Below are 20,187 nucleotides of genomic sequence, written 5' to 3'. Positions count from 1 at the left end.
AAGTATATAGCCTACACAAAACCCAATTACGAATTACGTTAGCGGAGCGGGGCGTTAGCCCATTACAAATTAATCATGTCAATTCCAACCAACCTTGATACCCCGTAACAATACGATTCCCATCTTTGAGGATATGGACTTCTATTTGGTCACTAGCCCAAGTAATTTTATCTGCAAAGGCGGGGTTAAAAACGCGAACTTTTTGATTTCGGGAAGAAACAGGAGAATCTGGAGAATTGATTGCTAAAGACTCAACAAACGGCCCATCAATTAAGATATCTAGTTGTTCTAATAATGCTTGAGAACCAGGAGGCGCAGATTCAGATTGTAATTGTTTGAGGGTGAAGCCTGTAAATGACATGACATTTAAACCAGCAGCTTTCAACTTACGCGCGAGTTCCGCCAATGCTGTTGCTTGATAAAATGGTTCTCCGCCAGAGAATGTTACGCCTTGATTTTGCGGTTTGCTCAAAATTTGCTCGACGAGAGAATCTACAGAAACTAATTGGTTGACTTCAAATGGCCAAGAATCAGGATTAAAGCACCCCGGACACTCACGGGGACAACCTTGCACCCAAACAACAGCACGACAACCGGGGCCATTTACCTCTGACTCATCAATGTAACCCATGATGTTGAGATAGCCAGGGGGAATTTCTGGAAGTGTAATTGATGGGTTGGTTGATTGAGTTTCCATATATTTCCTCCTTGGAATTGTGGTGTGTTAGCTATGGAGGGAGTGGGGGGAGTGGGGAAAGAATTTGATCCCTTATCTGCTTTGTTTAATTTGGCTTCTCATCCCCCTCATCCCCCTCATCTTCCCTAATTCATCGGCGCGTACCGTACTGGAATATTTGTCGCACAGTTGATTGTGTTAGCTAGTGTGGTGATAATCTCAGCACTGATACATTTAAGTTGGTGCATAGCCTCAGAGATTAATCCAGTTGCATCATTCCCTCTTGCTTCTAATTGTCGAACTAAGGTACGGGGACGAGTGGGAACGTTAAGTTGAATTTCATTAGGTTGTAAACGCTGTATAAGTTGAATGTAAATTTCTATCATTTCCGTTGTCCAAGGAGACAACACCATAGTTTGAATAGCTAGAGTCCCTGGATATTCCCCTCGAAATTGTTCGATACCTGCAAGGATGTGTGGTAAATTAATTGTCGCTACAGGTTGGTTGACGCGCTGCAATTGATTTGACGAAATTGCGTCTAATTTAGCAGCAACAATGTCTGCTGATTTTAAAGCATGACGGACTTGAGTATTTCTGAGTAATGTGGCGTTGGTTAAAACTACTGTTGGTCGTTTTGTGAGTTGTTTTGCGATCGCCAAAATTTCCCCTAAATTTAATGCTAAAGTAGGTTCGCCACTTCCACTGAGGGTAACTACATCTACTTGTTCATCAAGAGTAAGCGCTTGCAAATCCTCAATAATTTGGGATGTAGGCACAAAAATCTGACGCTGACTGGTATGTGTTTGAATTTTTCCTAACTGACAGTAAACACAGTTAAACGAGCAGGTAGACACAACCCCAATCGGATCGATACCCAAAGAATTTCCAAATCGCCAAGATTTGACAGGCCCATACACAGAGGAACACTTGGGACTTGGTGTGGATTGCGTTGCACTCATATTTGTTCTATCACCATAATGGCGATCGCCTAAGAGTCATTAGCAAAACTTTATAGCTATAACATGAGGAAGTTGTGAGGTTATTAGTCAACAGTCAACAGTTAATAGTCCATAGTTACTCTTCCTCATCTCCCTCTACTCCCACCCTGCGGGTTCGCGGTAGCGTCTCTGAAAGAGAAGCTAAAGCTACATCCCCCTCACCCCCTTACTTACCTATTCCCTTATCATGTCTGTAACAAATGTGAGTTATAGTTGTGGATAATTGTGGAGATGAGTATTACCAATTGACTAATTTTCGTCATAAATTTGCTAGTTCTATGGCATTTATTGATTTTAATTATTTTTCCCTTTTTTATTTACTCTGTCTGTTAAAAACCTGCTATTTAGCTAGATAATATGGTTATAGATTATCAACAACCAAAAATCTTATTAATTGATAATTCTTGGGAAATTTGGTCTACCTTATCTGAGTTTTTTGCAGAAAAAAAGTATTTATTACACCAAATTAATGCTGCTAATGTGTCAATTAGTAGTGTTATTGATTTCATGCCCAATCTGATTTTCATAAATGATTCTATTAATAAAAATGATGGATATTTTATTTGTCAAGAATTAAAAGCTGAAAAAGCAACTCAGTATATAAATATAATTTTGTTGACACATTTAGATAATTTATCGAAAAATTATACTTATTTTCAATTAGGTATATCTGATTTTATTAGTAAGCCTTTACGCAAGGACGAATGTTTTATCCGAATTAATAATCAGTTAAATTTGCGAAATTATTATAAAGATAATAATTATGTTGAAGATGGTTTAGGAAGCAATCAAGAATGTTGCTTGCAGATAGCAGAAATAAATAATAAGAAAACACATAATCAACTGTTAGATTCAATAATAGTCAATAAAGATAAAAAGCTGGAGAGTCAAAATAAAACGCCACAATTTTTACAAAATAACACTATCAAGCTTTACAAGCATAATTTAGTCTTAACAGAATTAGCCAAGAATAAAATATTATATCAAGGTGATGTAAAAGCAGCTTTTGCAGAAATTACAACTGTGGCTTCTCAAAATCTACATGTGGAGCGAGCTAGTATTTGGTTATATAACGAAACAGCTACTCAAATTCAATGTATCGACCTATTTGAATATAGTCGTAATCAACATAGTGAAGGATTATGTGTATTAGCAGCAGATTATCCAGCTTATTTTCAAGCTTTACATCAGGAGGAAGCGATCGCCGCAGATCATGCTCATACAGATCCCAAAACTAGAGAACTTTCTGAGAATTACTTAACTCCCTTAAATATTATCTCCTTATTAGATACACCTATTCGTCTAGCAGGTAAAACTGTAGGGGTTTTATCCCTGGAAACAGTAGGAATAGCTCATCATTGGACACCAGAAGACCAAAATTTTGCTCGTTCTTTAACTAATTTAGCCTCCTTGGCATTGGAAGCACGAGAAAGACAACGTGTGCAAGCAGCATATCGCATTTCCGAACAAAAACTAGCATCAGCCTTTAGAGCATCCCCCGACCCCATTGTTCTGTGTACTTATCCAGAAACTCGTTATATTGAAGTTAATGATAGCTTTTGTCGCCTATTTGGATATCATCGTTCTCAAGTCATTGGCAATACTGATAAAGAATTAAATATTTGGGTAAATATACAAGAGCCTTATTTCCTCGCTCAAATTCTGGAACAAACTAAAACCATTCGCAACCATGAAGTAGATTTTCGCACTAGTAGTGGAGAAATTAAGACGGCACTGTTTAGTGCAGAATTAATAGAAATTGATGGACAAAAGTATATTTTGGGTACAGCTAAAGACATTACAGAACGCAAACAAGCAGAAGCAGAAAGCCGCTTATTACTTTTAACAACCCAAGCGATCGCCCGTGCATTTGATGTGAAAAATGCCTTAACCTTAGTATTACGGGTGATTTGTCAAACTATTGGCTGGGATTTTGGTGAAGCATGGACACCCAAGCGTGAATCTCTGGTTTTAGAGCATAGTTTGGTTTGTTACTGTGAAGAAAGCGATTTAGAAGAATTTTGTTACCAAAGTCAAAATCTAACCATTGCACCAGGTGAAGGACTACCCGGAAGAGTTTGGCAAACTCAGCAACCAGAATGGATAGAAGATATCTCTCAGTTAAAGCCGCCGCAGTTTTTGCGATCGCCACAAGCCGCAAAAGTAGGGTTAAGAGCTGGTTTTGGTATTCCCATCATTGCTAGAAAAGAAGTATTAGCCGTTTTGATATTTTTCAAACGCAGTTCCACCCTAGTAGATAAACGCCTCCTGATGCTATTGGGTGCTGTAGCCACCCAACTCGGTGCATTGATTGAACGTAAGCTAATAGAAGCAGCTCATCGTAACAGCGAAGAACGTTTACAACTAGCCTTAGAAGCCAGCGATTTAGGTTTGTGGGATTGGAATCTTAAGACGGGTAAAATTTATCGGGATTGTCGCTGGCAAAAAATGCTAGGCTACCCAGAGCAGGAAAAGGAAGATGATCAATTACCACTTAGGCAACTAATACATCCTGAAGATTTACCAGCCGTTAGATCAGCAATTACTTGCCATCTGCAAGGTATTACTCCCATTTATGAGATAGAGGTACGATTGCTTTGCGTTTCTGGCGATTGGAAATGGATACAATCTCGTGGTCAAATTGTAGAACGGGATGAACAGGGTACTCCTTTACGGATGACTGGTACTCATAAAGACGTTACAGAACGCAAAATTTTAGAAAAAGAATTACAACTGCGCGAAGCTCGTCTGAATGCCTTTTTCAGTGGCGCTCCTGTAGGTATGAGTATTTTAGATAATCAACTGCGGTTTGTGCAAATCAACGAGTTGATAGCAGATATTCATGGTAAATCGGCACAAGCACACATTGGTAAAACTCTCCAAGAAATAGCACCACAAATTGCTCCCCTAATTACCCCATATTGCCAACAGGTACTCTTAACAGGCCAACCAATACTTAATTTAGAATTGAGCCTTCCAGTCGCCAACCAAGCAGATAGGCTGCGTCATTTTTTAGTTTCTTATTTTCCCATTCCTGGGGAGAATAATCAGCTTTCTGGTGTGGGTACAGTCATAGTAGAGATTAGCGATCGCAAACTTGTAGAAGAAGCACTTAGAGAAAGTGCCGAAAGGCAAAGAGCGATCGCACAAGTAATTCAAAGAATGCGCCAGACTTTAGATTTAGAAACAATATTTGCCGCTACTACCGAAGAATTAAGACAAGTTCTTAACTGCGATCGTGTTCTAGTTTATCGTTTCAATTCCCAGAGGAAAGGTGAATTTGTCGCTGAATCTGTCCGTGAAGGTTGGATTTCTCTGATAGAAGCACACAAAGATGATCTCAATTTGGCAGAAAATACCCTAGAAAACGAATATTGTCTTGCCAAGCTTCTGGAGATTACCAATAACTCCTCAGCTACCCCAGAGTCTAACTGCCTTTGTATTCCAAATATTTACCAAGCTGGATTTGATAATTGTTATATCGAATTTTTAGAAAGCTTGCAAGCAAAAGCTTATATTATCGTCCCTATTTTATCTGGAAACCAAGTTTGGGGATTATTAGCAACTTATCAAAACTCTGGCCCTCGTCAATGGAAAACTGGCGAAATCAACATCGTAAGGCAAATTGGCAATCAACTAGAAGTAGCTTTGCAACAAGCACAACTTTTGACACAAACCCAAAGCCAATCACAAGCATTACAAGCAGCTGCCTTTGCCGCAGACGCAGCCAATAGAGCCAAAAGCGAATTTCTCGCTAACATGAGCCACGAATTGCGCACACCTCTCAACGCAATTTTAGGTTTCGCACAAATCATGAGCCGAGACAAAACACTATCAGCCGAACATCAAAAGAATCTGACCATTATTAACCGTGCAGGAGAACATCTACTCGACTTGATTAACGACATTCTAGAAATGTCAAAAATTGAAGCCGGCAAAATTACATTAAATGTTCATAACTTTGATTTAATTCACCTCTTAGATAACTTGCAAGAAATGATGCAAGGACGCGCAGCCGCCAAAGGTTTACAACTCAAATTTGAATACGCAACTAACATCGTCCGACACATCCGCGCCGACGAAAGTAAACTACGTCAAGTCTTACTCAACATCTTAGGCAATGCCACCAAATTTACTGAAACTGGTAGTGTTACCTTGCGGGTAAGAATGGAAGAGAGAGGAATAGGAGAAAGCAGTGAAACAGGAGAGCAGAGAAACCACGCACTCAGCACTCCCTACTCCCTCATCTTTGAAATAGAAGATACTGGTATTGGTATCTGTGATGATGAAATGGGTATGTTGTTTGAAGCTTTTGGACAAACCGAAGCTGGCAGAAACTCACAACAAGGTACAGGACTAGGTTTAGCCATTAGCCGTAAATATGTGCAACTGATGGGAGGAGATATTAGCGTTACTAGTACTGTAGGAGTAGGAAGTACATTTAGTTTCCATATAAAGGTAGATTTAGTATCTGCGGGTGAAATTTCCCCTCAGCCAAGTGTACGCTTTGTTCTTGGTTTAGCATCCCAGCAAAGAGAACACAGAATTTTAGTAGTAGATGATGTGGTTGATAGTCGGCTGTTGCTGGTAAAAGTTTTATCATCTGTTGGCTTTGTGGTGCGAGAAGCCACAAACGGACAAGAAGCAGTTTCTATCTGGCAACAATGGCATCCACAATTAATTTTTATGGATATGCGAATGCCAATTATGGATGGTTACACAGCTACCCACTTCATTCGCGTCTATGAACAAGAAAATCAACCGTTAATTCCTAATCCCCACACAATTATTATTGCTTTGACTGCTCACGCTTTTGAAGAACAACGTCAAACAATGCTCCAAGTAGGCTGTGATGATTTGATTAATAAGCCTTTCTCAGAACAACAAATTCTAGAAAAAATTAATCAATATCTAAATATACAATATATTTATCAAGAAGATACTTGTTCTTGCCTCAAGAACAGCGAGAAAATTGTCGCATCTAATGATGTATTACCTCTACTAGCAACACTACCACAAGAGTGGTTAATAAGTTTGTATAATGCTGCTGCCCAATGTAGCGATGACTTAATTTTTCAATTAATTGAAGAACAAAGCTGTGAAAATGTAGATTTAAAAAACTATTTTGCAGATTTAGCTCAGAATTTTCAGTTTGAGAAAATTATGGAAATAATTAGTATGAGTAAAGGTAATTGAATCTATATGCGTACATCAGGATGAGTAGGAAGCGGAAGAGATAAGTTTAATCAATAATTTTTAATTTTTCTGCAATAAACTCAAATCTCCTTCAATTGATGAATTAAGTAATGTCCAAAGATGCAAATCTGTAAAATCAGGAACTACCATAAATGCACCGACTTTTTGTAAAACTTCGGGTTCATGAGTGGAGGCAATACCAATAGTCTGAATACCTGCACCTACGGCTGCACGAATCCCTGAAGGCGAGTCTTCTAAAGCGATCGCATTTTCTGCTGTAATTTTTAACTTACTTAAAGCAACTTGATACGGTGCTGGGTTTGGTTTACCCGCTACACAATCATCAGCTATAACAATTTGGTCAAACGCTGCTGTTATTCCTAATACGTCTAACATAAACTTTGCATTTAATCTCGGCGCATTCGTTACTAAAGCACGCTTTAAATTATGTGTTTTCGTCCACTCTAGCAGTTCAGCAAATCCATCTAGTGGTTGCAGATAAGAAGCTAATTGACGAAACAGTGCTTCTTTCTCATCTGCAAACTTTACACCTTCTGCTACTGACAGTTCTGGCAAAATATCTTGAACAATTTCTGGATTTAACCGACCACTAATTCGGGATTTGTAAAATACTTCATCAATTTCTATATTGTATCTCAACAATATTTGTTGCCAAGCTTGGTAATGTATGGGGTCACTATTGACAATAGTACCGTCCAAGTCAAAAAGAATGGCAGATAGCATGAGGTTTAGGTAAAATGTAAATAATTATTAACTTAACCCCCATAGTCTACATTGTTTTGTGTTCGTAAGTCATCTAGCTGATAGAGATGGAAGCTTAAATTAGAGTCCTGTTTCGTCTTCATCCTGATGCGATCTTGGATATACGATTTTAAATTTGAGACATTCAATCCAAAATCCAAAATCTAAAATCTAAAATTCCTCAATCCCCAATCCCCAATATGGTAGCCGCTACAAACTTTTTCCATGTTGATCATCTATCGGTACAAATTTACAAATCTGAAGCCGACATGGCTTTTGATGTTGCAGCAATTGTCAGTAAGTATTTGCAATCTGTACTTGAACAACAACAGACGGCTGCTGTTGTGTTAGCGACAGGAAATTCTCAACTCAAATTTTTGGATGCTTTGATTGCTTTGGGTGGCGTAGATTGGTCAAAAGTTACTTTGTTTCATTTAGATGAATATTTAGGAATTACGGCTGATCATCCTGCAAGTTTTCGCCGTTATCTACGGGAACGTGTAGAAAAGCGAGTTAGTCCGCAAAAATTCCATTATATTGAGGGTGATACGTTGCAACCCTTGGCAGAATGCGATCGCTATTCTCAATTGCTGCAAGCACAACCTATAGATTTATGCTGTCTAGGTATTGGCGAAAATGGACACTTGGCTTTTAATGATCCGTCAGTAGCGAATTTCCAAGACCCTTACAGTGTCAAGTTGGTAAAACTAGACTCTGTAAACCGCCAACAACAAGTGAATACAGGTCAATTTCCTAATATTGATCATGTACCTCAATATGCTTTTACTGTGACTTTGCCTTTAATCTGTTCCGCTAGAAAAATATTGTGTCTCGCGCCAGGGAAACGGAAAGCACAGATTGTCAAGCAATTGTTACAAGGTGTAATTGATAAAGCTTGTCCAGCTTCTGTTTTACGCCGACAACCACAAGCAACTCTATTTTTAGACAGTAATTCAGCCAACTTGTTAGAGTTTTGACGTTTATTCCGTAGTAAGGACTTTAGTGCTGAGATTCAGCTAGAACTAAAGTTCTTACTACTAGCAGTTAAATATAGTACATTAATTCCTTGTTGCCGTGGATAGCGCGGCGATCGCAAAGGTCTTGGAGTGTGTACTTTTGTAAAACTGCATTAGCCGCCTGACAAGCTTCTTGCCAAACTTCTTGGATGAGTTGAGTTTCAATGTGTGTAGTATTTTTATCTACCCCTGGCGCAACTGCATCGATACCTTCCATACAGCTGACTGCATCCAGTAGAGTAATTGTACGCGGGTCTCGTGCTAAGACGTAGCCTCCTTTAGCGCCGCGAATACTTTTAATTAAACCTCGTCGCCTTAAAGTAGCTAGTAGTTGTTCTAAATATCGATTAGGTATATCTTGCAACACAGCCATCTGTCGAATTTGCAGGGATTCGCCACTGGTGTAACGATCCGCCAGTTCCAACAAGGCTAAAAGTGCATATTCAGATTTGTTAGAGAGTTCCACAGGCGTAATGTTTTTAACTAACACCTAATGCTACTAACTTGCTAATGATGTTTCCTTCAGCTATAGCTTGCGGGAAACTACACTAACTCCTTAGTCGCTGGCTAGTTTAACTTTAAATACTTTCAACGATAGAAGCAAATATTTTTATTTCTCAAATCGATAAACAAAATTTATTGTTATCCATACGGACTAACCAAGAATTAAGCTCTTAAGCCTAATAACGTTGGGTTAAAAGCTTGGAGGTGCTTTCCTGCTAACCATACATATAACAAAACGCCCAAACCGATGCTAAATTTCACTTTCTTAATTTTGGATTGGCATGACTCATCTCTTTTTATTTTGCCAAATGGCGAATAACGTACCTAAGACAATGAAAATGGGCAGTGCGATCGCCCAAATTGGGATAGAGTTAGATTCAGCCTTTACTCCAACTGAGTTATTATCTTTCAAATCTTGGGGCTTTGCTGTATCTACTCTAGTTCCAGCCGCTACAGTTACTTCAAAAGCAAACTTAAATGCTTTAAAATTTGCCCCAGTTGTCGGTTTACCACTTAGCTGTAGTTGATAAATTCCTGGTTTGGGAAAAGTAATATCTGCGCCTGGTATACCCTGATAAATTTCGGCATTCACAGGCTTTAATGATGGTTCCAATAACGCTGGTTCGTCTGGTGTGTGGGGTTGAGCGTAAACGGCTAACTGACAATTACACTGTTGGAGAGGAATTGCTTGACCACCTTTACGAGTGAGGGCAAACCAAGCTTGTGTCGATTCTCCAGCACGGGGATTATCATTTGGTTCAATGTGTAGAGTAGCGCCTACATCTGTTGCTGTCTCTACCTTATGGGCGCTAGCTGGATAAACACCTGTAATGGAGATGGCACAACCTAGTAATATGAGGTACTTTAATGCTGCGGTTGAGGGTTGAGAATACACCTGCTGTTTTTCTTGGGTTTTTTTAGCGTGATTTGTTAGGGGGAACATAAAATTTTTCTACGGCTAACTTTGACCAAAAAAACTGTGTTCTTACAAGCAACACGCCGAGAGTCACAATTGCTAACAGCACTGTTGCTAACTTATTCCCCCAATTTAATTGCAGAGAACCCAAATAATGAGAGCCAATCAACACAGTATGAATTGCACTCAAAAGCAAAGCTGGTACACTCAATAAATGAAGTTGTCGCCAGTGTTTGCCTAAAGATTTTTGCAGTGATTCCCAACTTGTGAAAGCTGCGGGGGTCATCAATACTAATGCTACAGTACCAGCAGCCATCCCCAACTGAAATTGTGGCGGTAAAAAGGAAAAGGCGGCAAAATTCCACTGCAATGAATGTTCAATCATGTGAGTAGTGTGTACTACAGATAAAACAAACGCCCCTACCCCCAACGCCCGGCGATAATGTAAAGGCCATGCCCACAACCTACTTACAGGACGGGCAATTAGCGCCAGAGTTAAGCAGAGTAAAGCTGCGTGTCCAGTGTAATCTACCATTGTGTCACCAGTTCGTAGCAAGGTGATTAACCCAATAGTTAGAGTAATCACACCACCTAAGCGGAATAACTGACTGCGCCTATCCTGACTCACCAAGGAACTAGACACGCCCACACCTAACATAGTGGGTATGGTTCCTAAGCCAAAAGCCAACATAGTAGCCCCACCCATCCATAAATTACCTGTCTGTGCCGCTTTAATTTGCGCAGCGTAGAGAAAGCCACAGGGCATTAAACCCCAAGTCATACCCAAAAGTGTAGGAGTCCACCATCGCTGCTGTAGGGAGAGTTTCACCATTCCTGTACTCAGGCGGTTGTGCAAGTTACCTCTTAATATGGGATGCAATATAGGAATATGGGGTAATAAATTTGGTGCTAATTGTCCTAAGCCAAACCAAATCAACATCACTCCAGTCACAATCGCCATAATACGGCGGAAGTCGCTACCAACACCCGCTAACTGTCCACTTTGTAATAGCACTGAACCCACTCCCCCAAGTCCAGCACCTACAAGTCCATAACTCAACATCCGTCCTAAGTTAAGCAGAAAATGAAACTTTAATTGCTGCTTCCAAGTCGGTTGTGTTTTTGGGGATGACAACTTTTCTTGAGAGTCTTTCTCTGGAGTGTTGTGTTGATGAGACAGGGAAAAGGCTACAGTTAGTGGCCCGCACATCCCGAAGCAATGCCCAAAACTACCTAAGAACCCCAAGATGGTGATGAGTGATAAATCTAGCATATAGATGGGAGTGGGGAGTGGAGATGAGGGAGTAGAGGAGAAAGAACTACTAACCACTGACAACTGACAACTGGGCAAAACTTTAGGTCATATTGGTAACTTTGTCAAAAGACAAACTGTCAAACTTATTGGTATTAATAATGAAAAAGCGCATTTGGCTGACATTGCTGGTGTTAGTAGTGGTTGTCATTGTAGGTAGTAGGGGTAGCGCCTTTTTTGAACAGCGATCTTCCCCTAAAATTACGGAGAGTGTGCCAATCACAACACCTCAACCACAACCAGAGCCTCAGAAAACGATGAATGATCTACAAGTATCTGATGATAGATTATTGGCACATATTCAAAAATTAGATTTTCAACGCTATACGATAGAGGAGCGATCGCGCACTCGCGCATATATCATTAATAAACTACGAGAATTTGGCTGGACACCTAAATTAGAAAAGTTTCCTCATGGTGTTAATATCTCTGCTGAACGTCGGGGAACTGACAACACAGCCGGTGCAATTTTAGTAGGCGCTCATTATGACACTGTACCCGGCTCTCCTGGCGCTGATGATAATGCTAGTGGTGTGGCTGTGTTACTAGAAATAGCTAAATTATTTGCTTCCCATCCCACACCCAGGACTTTGCAATTAGCTTTTTTTGACTCCGAAGAAACGGGACTGCTTGGTAGTAAAGCCTTCATTACTAATACTCAACGCCTGAAAAAACTCCAGGGTGTGATAGTTATGGATATGGTTGGTTATGCTTGTTACACTAGTGGCTGTCAAAAATATCCGCCTGGATTACCCGTTACCCCACCCAACGATAAAGGTGATTTCTTAGTGGCGGTTGGTGATACTGAGAACTTATTTTTACTTAATGCTTTTGGTAATGCCAATACAACCAATCTGCCAAACGTTTTAACTATACCAATACCCCTCAAAGGCTTACTTACACCTGACACATTGCGTAGTGATCATGCTCCATTCTGGTATCAAGGCGTTGGTGCTGTGTTAGTGACCGATACTGCTAATCTCCGCACGCCACACTATCACCAACCTAGCGATATACCTAATAATATTGAGAAATCATTCTTTCTTGGTGCAGCACAAATTGTAGTCAATGCTACTGGTAAGTTATTAGAGACTAGTCAATAACAAATATTAAATTTTTGCGTTCTGAGTGTAATTACATACACATTTAAAAAAATATGAATTATAAAGTAGCAGGACTAAATACAACAGCCAAAAAGTTGTTTTAGTCTAATTTTTGCGTTTTATATTTAGGGGTTATAAAAAATATGCTACGTATATATAAATCAACCGCTACATTTTCCACAGTAGCAGCGATCGCCTTTTTATTAACAGGTTGCGGTGAAAGTAAAATTTCTCAATGTAACAAAGTTATCAAAGTTGCTAATCAGGCAGCAACATTAGGTCAGCAATATGGTAAAGATCCTAAAGCTGCTAAAGGCTCTCAAGGCTTAACTGAACTTGCTAGTAAAATAGACAAAGTTAGCACAGAGATGAAGGGCTTGGAAATTAAAGATGAAAAACTACAAGGTTTCCAAGGACGTTTTCTCAAACTCTATCAAGATATTAGTAAGGGTTTAAATGATGCAGCTACAGCCATCAATAAAAAAGACATCAAGTCAGCAAATCGCTTTTTTGCTAACTTGCAAAAGAGCAGTGTTGAAGAAGGTTTAATCGTTAAAGAAATTAATGGTTATTGCTCTGATAAATAGCAGAGACAAGCACTAAAGCTACTTACTATAAAGATTGAATAATTTATCCATGTTCTCGCCTATATAGCTACTTTTCTAGCTATATAGGTATTTCATTTGTGAAAGAAAACATCACACAACTATAACACCGAAGATTTACTCTCACTCACCTGAGTAAAAGACTCAAACGCACCATTAGGAGTCCATTGAATCGCTCCATCTTGTCCGGTGACAAAAATTTTAGTAGGTATGCTACTGAGTTCAGATACGACCTTACTCTCAACATTACCAGAAGAAGCGATCGCCACTTGTGGTTTCAAAATTGTTACCAAATCCTTTAAAGACTCAGCATTACACCACAATACTTGCGGACTCGGCCATGCCCCTGTTTTCATAATTCTCTCTACCTCTTTAGGTTCTACATCTCCTACCAATAACCAACTCTGTCCAAAAAGTTGCAACTGCAAAATTGGTTGTTCGTTAATTAACTGCGCTATCGTAGAACCAAGATTAATAGTTTGCCCCACAGGTAAAACCTGATAAATGCCTTTCTGTTGTTGCAATACTTGAGGAATTGCTTGATCTGTTAGAGAATTTTCTTTATTAGTGGCATAGGTATAAAAATTTTTAACTTGCAGACGTTGCAGAACTTCCAACCAAGCATTATTGTTATTACCTTGAAAATCCGTGGCGATCGCCCAATCAATTTGATTCACCCCTTGCTGTTGTAAAAAAGGTAAAATAGTGAAGCGCCCCGTACCCTCATCACCACTGTTAATTAGAGTTACCGTTCCTCTATCCTGCACAACCACAACAGGTTCAGCCCCAGCTTCTAATACCGTTATCCGTAATAATGTACTGGCAGAATGCCAAGCGGGAAATAATACTAAACCAAACCCAATTAAACCTGCAAACCACCAGCGTTTTTGCCACCAACCTACCAACCATACTAGAGAAATTAGCGCATAAATACTCAATAACTGCCAAGTGGAAATGCTACCAATAATAAGAGAATTGCCTGGTAATTTGCTGAAATACTCCACTAACCTAATTAACCAATCAGTAGGATAGTGCAGAAACCCAGCAACAAAGCTACCAGCCCCAGGTAAAATTAATGTAAATATGGCACTAACAATGCCACCAATACTAATAACAGAAATTAATGGTGTGGTAATAATGTTCAGTGGCAAACTGTAAGCAGGCACAACACCAAACACATATAGTTGCACAGGTAAAGTCCAAATTGTAGCAGCCAGAGGAACAGAAATTAAGGATGCGATCGCAGGCGGAACCCAACTCAAAAGATTAGTAATTGCTGGTACAGTCACCACTAACCCCAACGTCGCCAAAAAACTGAACTCAAAACCCAAATCCCAAATCCACAAAGGATTAAACAACAATAATATAGTTGCAGCTAATAACAGTGAACCTAACTGTTTCACCTTCCTATCTAAAGCCAAACCAATCAAAGCTGCAAATCCCATAACTACAGCCCTCAGTACAGCAGGCTGAAATCCACTCAGGCTGAGGAAAATTATCAAACCCAAAGCACCTAGACTTACTTGCGTTACTTTTTTCGCTCGCCTAGTTAGCTGTAAAATCACACCCAGAATCAGCGAAGTTTGAAACCCTGAAGCCGCCAAAGCATGGGCTAAACCCGCCTGTACAAACATATCGCGGATATCGTAGGGTAAATCAACAGCTTTGCTACCCAATACCATTGCACTTACAAGTGGCCCTTCTGGTATGTCTAAGCCCAGAACTTGCGATCGCACAATTTTTTCTCGAATTTGCCACCATCCCCACCGTTTGTCCTCATCCACAATATTGATTTGCCGTCCTATCAACCCAGCAAATGTTCCCTCGCGTTCTAAATACTTTTTAAAATCAAAAGCACCGGGATTAACAGCAGCTTTTGGTCTATATAATAGCCCTGTCACCTCTATCTCTTGCCCAGGATGCAGTCCAGTTGCTTTCAGTATTGGCACAGTCACATATAACTTACCCGTAGCCCCTTGTTGAGTTTGTTGTGTATCTTTTTGATTTCTGACTTCATTTAACTGAGACACATCCAGCCAAAATTGTCCCCGTTGACTGCGAGTTAAACGCGGAGTACTAGCTACCTCCCCCCGTACAATTACCAACTGTTCCTGGTTATTTCCATCTGGCGGCACAAATTTACTAATATCTGTTCCCGTCGGTTGAGGTACACGCCATTGAAAATAGAAACTTGCCAATAAGCCCACAAACCCAGCAATTAACCAAACTTGTGCCAGTGGAGTCACTTGCCAACTATTAGACGTTGTATCAGTTGTTGATTTCTGGAGAAATTTTTGTGATTTTATTCTCCTAAAAAAAACAGCACATACAATGCCTAAGACTAAAACCCATACTCCGCCCCCAGGAACCGCCGTCAATAACAATCCTAAAATGTAGCTAAGGCAGATAATGACACCACTGGCTTGAATCATAAGACTTCTAGCAACACCTGAGAGCAGCACTATTAATAGTTGTTTCGTGAAGTATAGTTCATTAGGTCTAGACAAACAAAGCCCGACTATGCGGGCTTTATATTATAAATAATGTTGTATCGTTTAGATTACAAAGAGATACCTAAATTAAAGCCTAAAACCGCATGGACGAAGAGAATTGCGATCGCCACAGTTCCCAAATAAGCATGAACTGCTCTTAACGCCTTCTTATCCCCACCAAATCCACTCAAAGAAATTAAACCATTGACGAGTAAAAGCCCCAAAACTAGCGAACCAGTCCAAAAATGAGGACTTTCAAACAGTGGTTTATGCTGCATCACTAAAGACAACACTCCACCCGTATAACCACCAGCCAAAAATAAAAATAGCCAAGGTGCTAAGAGTCGATGATTGCTTCGATTCTTAATAGCTGCATCCTTGTCTTTCCCCTCCAGCAATTTACCTTGCCAACCAGCCCAAGCAACATAGCTACCCAAAACAAAAATCACAATCGCCATCATCAGAGGATGTCCCCACTGCACAATCGGTTGAGGGATACCCAAAGAACGAAACCAAGCTGCGATCGGTTCTAAAGCTTCACTCCAATTCACCATATTTATTCGCAATTTTTGTAAATTTTAATACAGTAAAACCATCATCGCATCAGTCAATCAACATAAAATAGCTCAATTGAAAAATAAACCTCATAACTAACATTTCTCACCCTATCCTCATCGCCTTTGCGTCTACTCTGCGAGAACATCTAACGGCGAATGCGTGAGACAGATTTACACTTTCAGTAACGCTAAAAACTTACTAAGCTTTCTAGATAATCTCGTTTAGCTACTAAAAAAGCCTTAACTTCTGTTGGAGTCAAAGTTACAACCTGCGTTTTCGCTCTAATAGGCTGTAGCAGAGAGTTTAAGCTGCACTGGGAAGTACTAGCCTTCCTGTAGATACAATTTCTACTTATGCCAGGTATACGAAAGTAAACACCAATTTCTAATTGCTCAAAAACCACCATAATAATCACCAAAACAATGAAGAGAGAATCAAATACAGTAACTTGTTACTCTCTTCATTTTCCACTAATCAATTAAAAACTACCAATCAAAGCTACACTGCGGCTTTTTTCAACAACGGAAAGCCCAACTTTTCTCTTTGTTCTACATATAAATTAGCCACCTTCCGCGCCAAATGACGAATCCTAGCAATGTAACGAGTGCGTTCAGTCACAGAAATCACACCTCTAGCATCCAGCAAATTAAAAGTATGCGAACACTTCATCACATAATCCAAGCTGGGTAAAACCAAACCCTTCTCCGTTAACTGAGTAGCTTCCTGCTCATACAAATTAAACAACGTCAACAGCAACTCAGGATTAGATGCTTCAAAATTATACGTACTCTGCTCAATCTCATTTTGCAGAAAAATATCACCATAAGTAATATTGTCCGTCCACTGAATCTTAGTAATCGCCTCAACTTCCTGAAGATACATCGCCAACCGTTCTAAACCATAGGTAATCTCAATCGACACCGGACGACAATCAATCCCTCCACACTGCTGGAAGTAAGTAAATTGAGTAATTTCCATCCCATCCAACCAAACTTCCCAACCAGTACCCCAAGCGCCCACCGTCGCATCTTCCCAGTTATCCTCCACAAACCGAATATCATGATCTTCAGGACGAATACCCAAAGCCCGTAAAGAATCAAGATAAATCTCCTGAATATTATCTGGCGAAGGCTTAATTAAAACTTGGTACTGATAATAATGCTGAAACCGATTAGGATTCTCACCATAACGCCCATCAGTAGGACGACGACAAGGTTCAACATAAGCCACCGCCCAAGGTTCCGGCCCCAACGCCCGCAAAAACGTATGCGGATTTTTCGTACCAGCCCCCTTTTCAATATCGTAAGGCTGGGCAATCAAACAACCGCGTTGACCGCCAGGTCTCTCTGAAAGAGACTCGCCCCAAAACTGATGCAACGTAGCTATTACCGATTGAAAATTCATGCTCTACCCTCCCTTTCTCAGCAAAATGCCAACACTATTGTTGCCTGAAAAGCTGTTGAGTGGCGAGTTTTAAGGAGACGAAAAAGTATTTTCCAAAAAAAGATGGAAAAGTAGTTGACAGTTCTAGTTGGGTTAGATATATTGGATAAGTGCCTGAGAGGCGGACGCGAAAGAGCGACGCTTCCAAGGGAACCGAACCTTGAAAATATTATAGTTTGAAAGCTAGTATACAACAATAGCCTGCGTCAAGAAAATAAAAAACACCAGGCTGAGGTGTAAAAAGAGCAGCCAATGAGCTAAAAACAAAATCTTCAAAACGGAGAGTTTGATCCTGGCTCAGGATGAACGCTGGCGGTATGCTTAACACATGCAAGTCGAACGGTCTCTTCGGAGATAGTGGCGGACGGGTGAGTAACGCGTGAGAATCTGGCTCCAGGTCGGGGACAACAGTTGGAAACGACTGCTAATACCGGATGTGCCGAGAGGTGAAAGATTTATTGCCTGGAGATGAGCTCGCGTCTGATTAGCTAGTTGGTGTGGTAAGAGCGCACCAAGGCGACGATCAGTAGCTGGTCTGAGAGGATGATCAGCCACACTGGGACTGAGACACGGCCCAGACTCCTACGGGAGGCAGCAGTGGGGAATTTTCCGCAATGGGCGAAAGCCTGACGGAGCAATACCGCGTGAGGGAGGAAGGCTCTTGGGTTGTAAACCTCTTTTCTCAGGGAATAAAAAAATGAAGGTACCTGAGGAATAAGCATCGGCTAACTCCGTGCCAGCAGCCGCGGTAATACGGAGGATGCAAGCGTTATCCGGAATGATTGGGCGTAAAGGGTCCGCAGGTGGCAATGTAAGTCTGCTGTCAAAGAATGAGGCTTAACCTCATCAAGGCAGTGGAAACTACATAGCTAGAGTACGGTCGGGGTAGAAGGAATTCCTGGTGTAGCGGTGAAATGCGTAGAGATCAGGAAGAACACCGGTGGCGAAAGCGTTCTGCTAGACCTGTACTGACACTGAGGGACGAAAGCTAGGGGAGCGAATGGGATTAGATACCCCAGTAGTCCTAGCCGTAAACGATGGATACTAGGCGTGGCTTGTATCGACCCGAGCCGTGCCGGAGCCAACGCGTTAAGTATCCCGCCTGGGGAGTACGCACGCAAGTGTGAAACTCAAAGGAATTGACGGGGGCCCGCACAAGCGGTGGAGTATGTGGTTTAATTCGATGCAACGCGAAGAACCTTACCAAGACTTGACATGTCGCGAACTTTTCTGAAAGGAAGAGGTGCCTTAGGGAGCGCGAACACAGGTGGTGCATGGCTGTCGTCAGCTCGTGTCGTGAGATGTTGGGTTAAGTCCCGCAACGAGCGCAACCCTCGTTTTTAGTTGCCAGCATTAAGTTGGGCACTCTAGAGAGACTGCCGGTGACAAACCGGAGGAAGGTGGGGATGACGTCAAGTCAGCATGCCCCTTACGTCTTGGGCTACACACGTACTACAATGCTACGGACAGAGGGCAGCTAAACAGCGATGTCAAGCAAATCCCGTAAACCGTAGCTCAGTTCAGATCGCAGGCTGCAACTCGCCTGCGTGAAGGAGGAATCGCTAGTAATTGCAGGTCAGCATACTGCAGTGAATTCGTTCCCGGGCCTTGTACACACCGCCCGTCACACCATGGAAGCTGGCAACGCCCGAAGTCATTACTCCAACTTTTCGGAGAGGAGGATGCCTAAGGCAGTGCTGGTGACTGGGGTGAAGTCGTAACAAGGTAGCCGTACCGGAAGGTGTGGCTGGATCACCTCCTTTTTAGGGAGACCTACCCAACTCAGTGACCGAAAGCACAAAGCAAATAGGAAGTGAGATGGTCTACTCTAGGTCGGTCGTAGATATTGTTGAAGCTTTCAAACTATGATTTGGTTCGATATGGGCTATTAGCTCAGGTGGTTAGAGCGCACCCCTGATAAGGGTGAGGTCCCTGGTTCGAGTCCAGGATGGCCCACCTGAAGAATTTTAGATTTTAAATTTTGGATTTTAGATTGTATTTTTAAATCTAAAATCGCAAATCCAAGATCCAAAATTCATGATGGGGGTTTAGCTCAGTTGGTAGAGCGCCTGCTTTGCAAGCAGGATGTCAGCGGTTCGAGTCCGCTAACCTCCACCTGAAGCGAGAAGCTAACAAAAAAAGAATTAGGAAAAAGTCAGCAACTAATAGAGAGAAACTCGTTAGACTGCTGGGTGAATGCCTAGCCAGAACCTTGAAAACTGCATAGAAACGCGATTTATAAGCAGGCAGACACAGACATCCAATGGGTGTTGAGTGGATGCAGGTGGAAACCAATGTATTGTGGTCAAGCTAATAAGGGCTAATGGTGGATACCTAGGCACACAGAGGCGAAGAAGGACGTGGTTACCGACGAAATACTCCGGGGAGTTGGAAGCAAACATTGAGCCGGAGGTGTCCGAATGGGGCAACCCTATGTACAGCCTGTTGAATATATAGACAGGTATGAGCCAACCCAGCGAACTGAAACATCTTAGTAGCTGGAGGAAAAGAAATCAATAGAGATTCCCCAAGTAGTGGTGAGCGAAAGGGGAAGAGCCTAAACCAAAGGGTTTACCTTTTGGGGTAGTGGGACAGCAATATCGAAT

13 protein-coding genes, 2 tRNA genes and 2 rRNA genes (1 of these 17 cut by a window edge) are annotated in these 20,187 nt (G+C 41.2%); 8 read left to right on the top strand and 9 right to left on the bottom strand.

What is annotated here, in order from left to right:
* Window positions 1-73: 73 nt before the first annotated feature.
* Complete coding sequence (locus NSMS1_RS07660) at window positions 74-697, bottom strand: 4Fe-4S single cluster domain-containing protein (protein WP_224092303.1); 624 nt, start codon at window positions 695-697, stop codon at window positions 74-76.
* Between the two features lie 125 nt (window positions 698-822).
* Window positions 823-1,635, bottom strand: a complete 813-nt coding sequence (locus tag NSMS1_RS07655) for a radical SAM protein (RefSeq protein ID WP_224092301.1) — start codon at window positions 1,633-1,635, stop codon at window positions 823-825.
* Between the two features lie 396 nt (window positions 1,636-2,031).
* Between NSMS1_RS07655 and NSMS1_RS07650 the strand changes: the two genes are divergently transcribed.
* Entirely contained in the window at window positions 2,032-6,870 is a 4,839-nt protein-coding gene (locus tag NSMS1_RS07650; RefSeq protein ID WP_224092299.1) for a GAF domain-containing protein, read from the top strand.
* A 60-nt stretch (window positions 6,871-6,930) separates the two neighbouring features.
* Here NSMS1_RS07650 and NSMS1_RS07645 read toward each other — a convergent pair whose 3' ends face one another.
* A complete protein-coding gene (locus tag NSMS1_RS07645; protein ID WP_224092298.1) occupies window positions 6,931-7,614 on the bottom strand; it encodes an HAD family hydrolase in 684 nt (227 codons plus the stop codon).
* A gap of 218 nt (window positions 7,615-7,832) precedes the next feature.
* On the opposite strand from NSMS1_RS07645, the gene NSMS1_RS07640 reads away from it, so the two are divergent.
* Window positions 7,833-8,609, top strand: a complete 777-nt coding sequence (locus tag NSMS1_RS07640) for a glucosamine-6-phosphate deaminase (protein WP_224092296.1) — start codon at window positions 7,833-7,835, stop codon at window positions 8,607-8,609.
* A 67-nt stretch (window positions 8,610-8,676) separates the two neighbouring features.
* Here NSMS1_RS07640 and NSMS1_RS07635 read toward each other — a convergent pair whose 3' ends face one another.
* The 3 genes from NSMS1_RS07635 to NSMS1_RS07625 all read right to left on the bottom strand — a co-directional run bounded on the left by NSMS1_RS07635 (window position 8,677) and on the right by NSMS1_RS07625 (window position 11,341).
* Window positions 8,677-9,114 (bottom strand): Rrf2 family transcriptional regulator, encoded by a 438-nt coding sequence (locus NSMS1_RS07635; RefSeq protein ID WP_224092295.1) that lies wholly within the window; start codon window positions 9,112-9,114, stop codon window positions 8,677-8,679.
* A gap of 324 nt (window positions 9,115-9,438) precedes the next feature.
* Complete coding sequence (locus tag NSMS1_RS07630) at window positions 9,439-10,095, bottom strand: hypothetical protein (RefSeq protein ID WP_224092293.1); 657 nt, start codon at window positions 10,093-10,095, stop codon at window positions 9,439-9,441.
* Window positions 10,070-11,341, bottom strand: a complete 1,272-nt coding sequence (locus tag NSMS1_RS07625) for a sulfite exporter TauE/SafE family protein (RefSeq protein ID WP_224095151.1) — start codon at window positions 11,339-11,341, stop codon at window positions 10,070-10,072. The genes NSMS1_RS07630 and NSMS1_RS07625 overlap by 26 nt, the downstream gene beginning before the upstream one ends.
* 140 nt (window positions 11,342-11,481) lie before the next feature.
* Here NSMS1_RS07625 and NSMS1_RS07620 point away from each other — a divergent pair, with 140 nt between their 5' ends.
* Window positions 11,482-12,483 (top strand): M20/M25/M40 family metallo-hydrolase, encoded by a 1,002-nt coding sequence (locus tag NSMS1_RS07620; RefSeq protein WP_224092292.1) that lies wholly within the window; start codon window positions 11,482-11,484, stop codon window positions 12,481-12,483.
* A gap of 143 nt (window positions 12,484-12,626) precedes the next feature.
* Window positions 12,627-13,070: a hypothetical protein gene (locus NSMS1_RS07615; RefSeq protein WP_224092290.1), complete on the top strand. Its 444-nt coding sequence runs from the start codon at window positions 12,627-12,629 to the stop codon at window positions 13,068-13,070.
* Window positions 13,071-13,189: 119 nt separating this feature from the next.
* On the opposite strand, the gene NSMS1_RS07610 is transcribed toward NSMS1_RS07615, so the two are convergent.
* From NSMS1_RS07610 to glyQ, 3 genes are all read right to left on the bottom strand, one after another.
* Window positions 13,190-15,520, bottom strand: coding sequence for a ComEC/Rec2 family competence protein (locus tag NSMS1_RS07610; RefSeq protein WP_224092288.1), 2,331 nt, complete (start codon window positions 15,518-15,520; stop codon window positions 13,190-13,192).
* Between the two features lie 128 nt (window positions 15,521-15,648).
* Window positions 15,649-16,134, bottom strand: a complete 486-nt coding sequence (locus NSMS1_RS07605; RefSeq protein WP_224092286.1) for a DUF4079 domain-containing protein — start codon at window positions 16,132-16,134, stop codon at window positions 15,649-15,651.
* A gap of 502 nt (window positions 16,135-16,636) precedes the next feature.
* The gene (gene glyQ, locus NSMS1_RS07600) at window positions 16,637-17,542 is read right to left on the bottom strand and encodes a glycine--tRNA ligase subunit alpha (RefSeq protein ID WP_224092284.1); all 906 of its coding nucleotides are present in this window, start codon (window positions 17,540-17,542) and stop codon (window positions 16,637-16,639) included.
* Between the two features lie 313 nt (window positions 17,543-17,855).
* Here glyQ and NSMS1_RS07595 point away from each other — a divergent pair.
* The 4 genes from NSMS1_RS07595 to NSMS1_RS07580 form a co-directional block, all read left to right on the top strand.
* A 16S ribosomal RNA gene (locus NSMS1_RS07595) occupies window positions 17,856-19,344 on the top strand.
* Window positions 19,345-19,463: 119 nt separating this feature from the next.
* A tRNA-Ile gene (locus NSMS1_RS07590) sits at window positions 19,464-19,537 on the top strand.
* Between the two features lie 86 nt (window positions 19,538-19,623).
* Window positions 19,624-19,696, top strand: a tRNA-Ala gene (locus tag NSMS1_RS07585).
* A 188-nt stretch (window positions 19,697-19,884) separates the two neighbouring features.
* Window positions 19,885-20,187: ribosomal RNA gene (locus tag NSMS1_RS07580) — 23S ribosomal RNA — on the top strand (it continues 2,525 nt past the right edge of the window).
* The 16S and 23S rRNA genes sit together here with 2 tRNA genes alongside, the layout of an rRNA operon.

Source organism: Nostoc sp. MS1, assembly GCF_019976755.1.
In the GTDB taxonomy this organism is placed as follows: Bacteria; Cyanobacteriota; Cyanobacteriia; order Cyanobacteriales; family Nostocaceae; genus Trichormus.
The sequence above is the reverse complement of the archived record's forward strand: the minus strand, read 5'-3'. Positions and strand labels throughout refer to the sequence as shown.

Coding starts and splice junctions, on each gene's coding strand:
- NSMS1_RS07660 (WP_224092303.1), bottom strand. CDS start 697: ATGGAAACTCAATCAACCAACCCATCAATTACACTTCCAGAAATTCCC.
- NSMS1_RS07655 (WP_224092301.1), bottom strand. CDS start 1,635: ATGAGTGCAACGCAATCCACACCAAGTCCCAAGTGTTCCTCTGTGTAT.
- NSMS1_RS07650 (WP_224092299.1), top strand. CDS start 2,032: ATGGTTATAGATTATCAACAACCAAAAATCTTATTAATTGATAATTCT.
- NSMS1_RS07645 (WP_224092298.1), bottom strand. CDS start 7,614: ATGCTATCTGCCATTCTTTTTGACTTGGACGGTACTATTGTCAATAGT.
- NSMS1_RS07640 (WP_224092296.1), top strand. CDS start 7,833: ATGGTAGCCGCTACAAACTTTTTCCATGTTGATCATCTATCGGTACAA.
- NSMS1_RS07630 (WP_224092293.1), bottom strand. CDS start 10,095: ATGTTCCCCCTAACAAATCACGCTAAAAAAACCCAAGAAAAACAGCAG.
- NSMS1_RS07625 (WP_224095151.1), bottom strand. CDS start 11,341: ATGCTAGATTTATCACTCATCACCATCTTGGGGTTCTTAGGTAGTTTT.
- NSMS1_RS07620 (WP_224092292.1), top strand. CDS start 11,482: ATGAAAAAGCGCATTTGGCTGACATTGCTGGTGTTAGTAGTGGTTGTC.
- NSMS1_RS07615 (WP_224092290.1), top strand. CDS start 12,627: ATGCTACGTATATATAAATCAACCGCTACATTTTCCACAGTAGCAGCG.
- NSMS1_RS07610 (WP_224092288.1), bottom strand. CDS start 15,520: ATGATTCAAGCCAGTGGTGTCATTATCTGCCTTAGCTACATTTTAGGA.
- NSMS1_RS07605 (WP_224092286.1), bottom strand. CDS start 16,134: ATGGTGAATTGGAGTGAAGCTTTAGAACCGATCGCAGCTTGGTTTCGT.
- glyQ (WP_224092284.1), bottom strand. CDS start 17,542: ATGAATTTTCAATCGGTAATAGCTACGTTGCATCAGTTTTGGGGCGAG.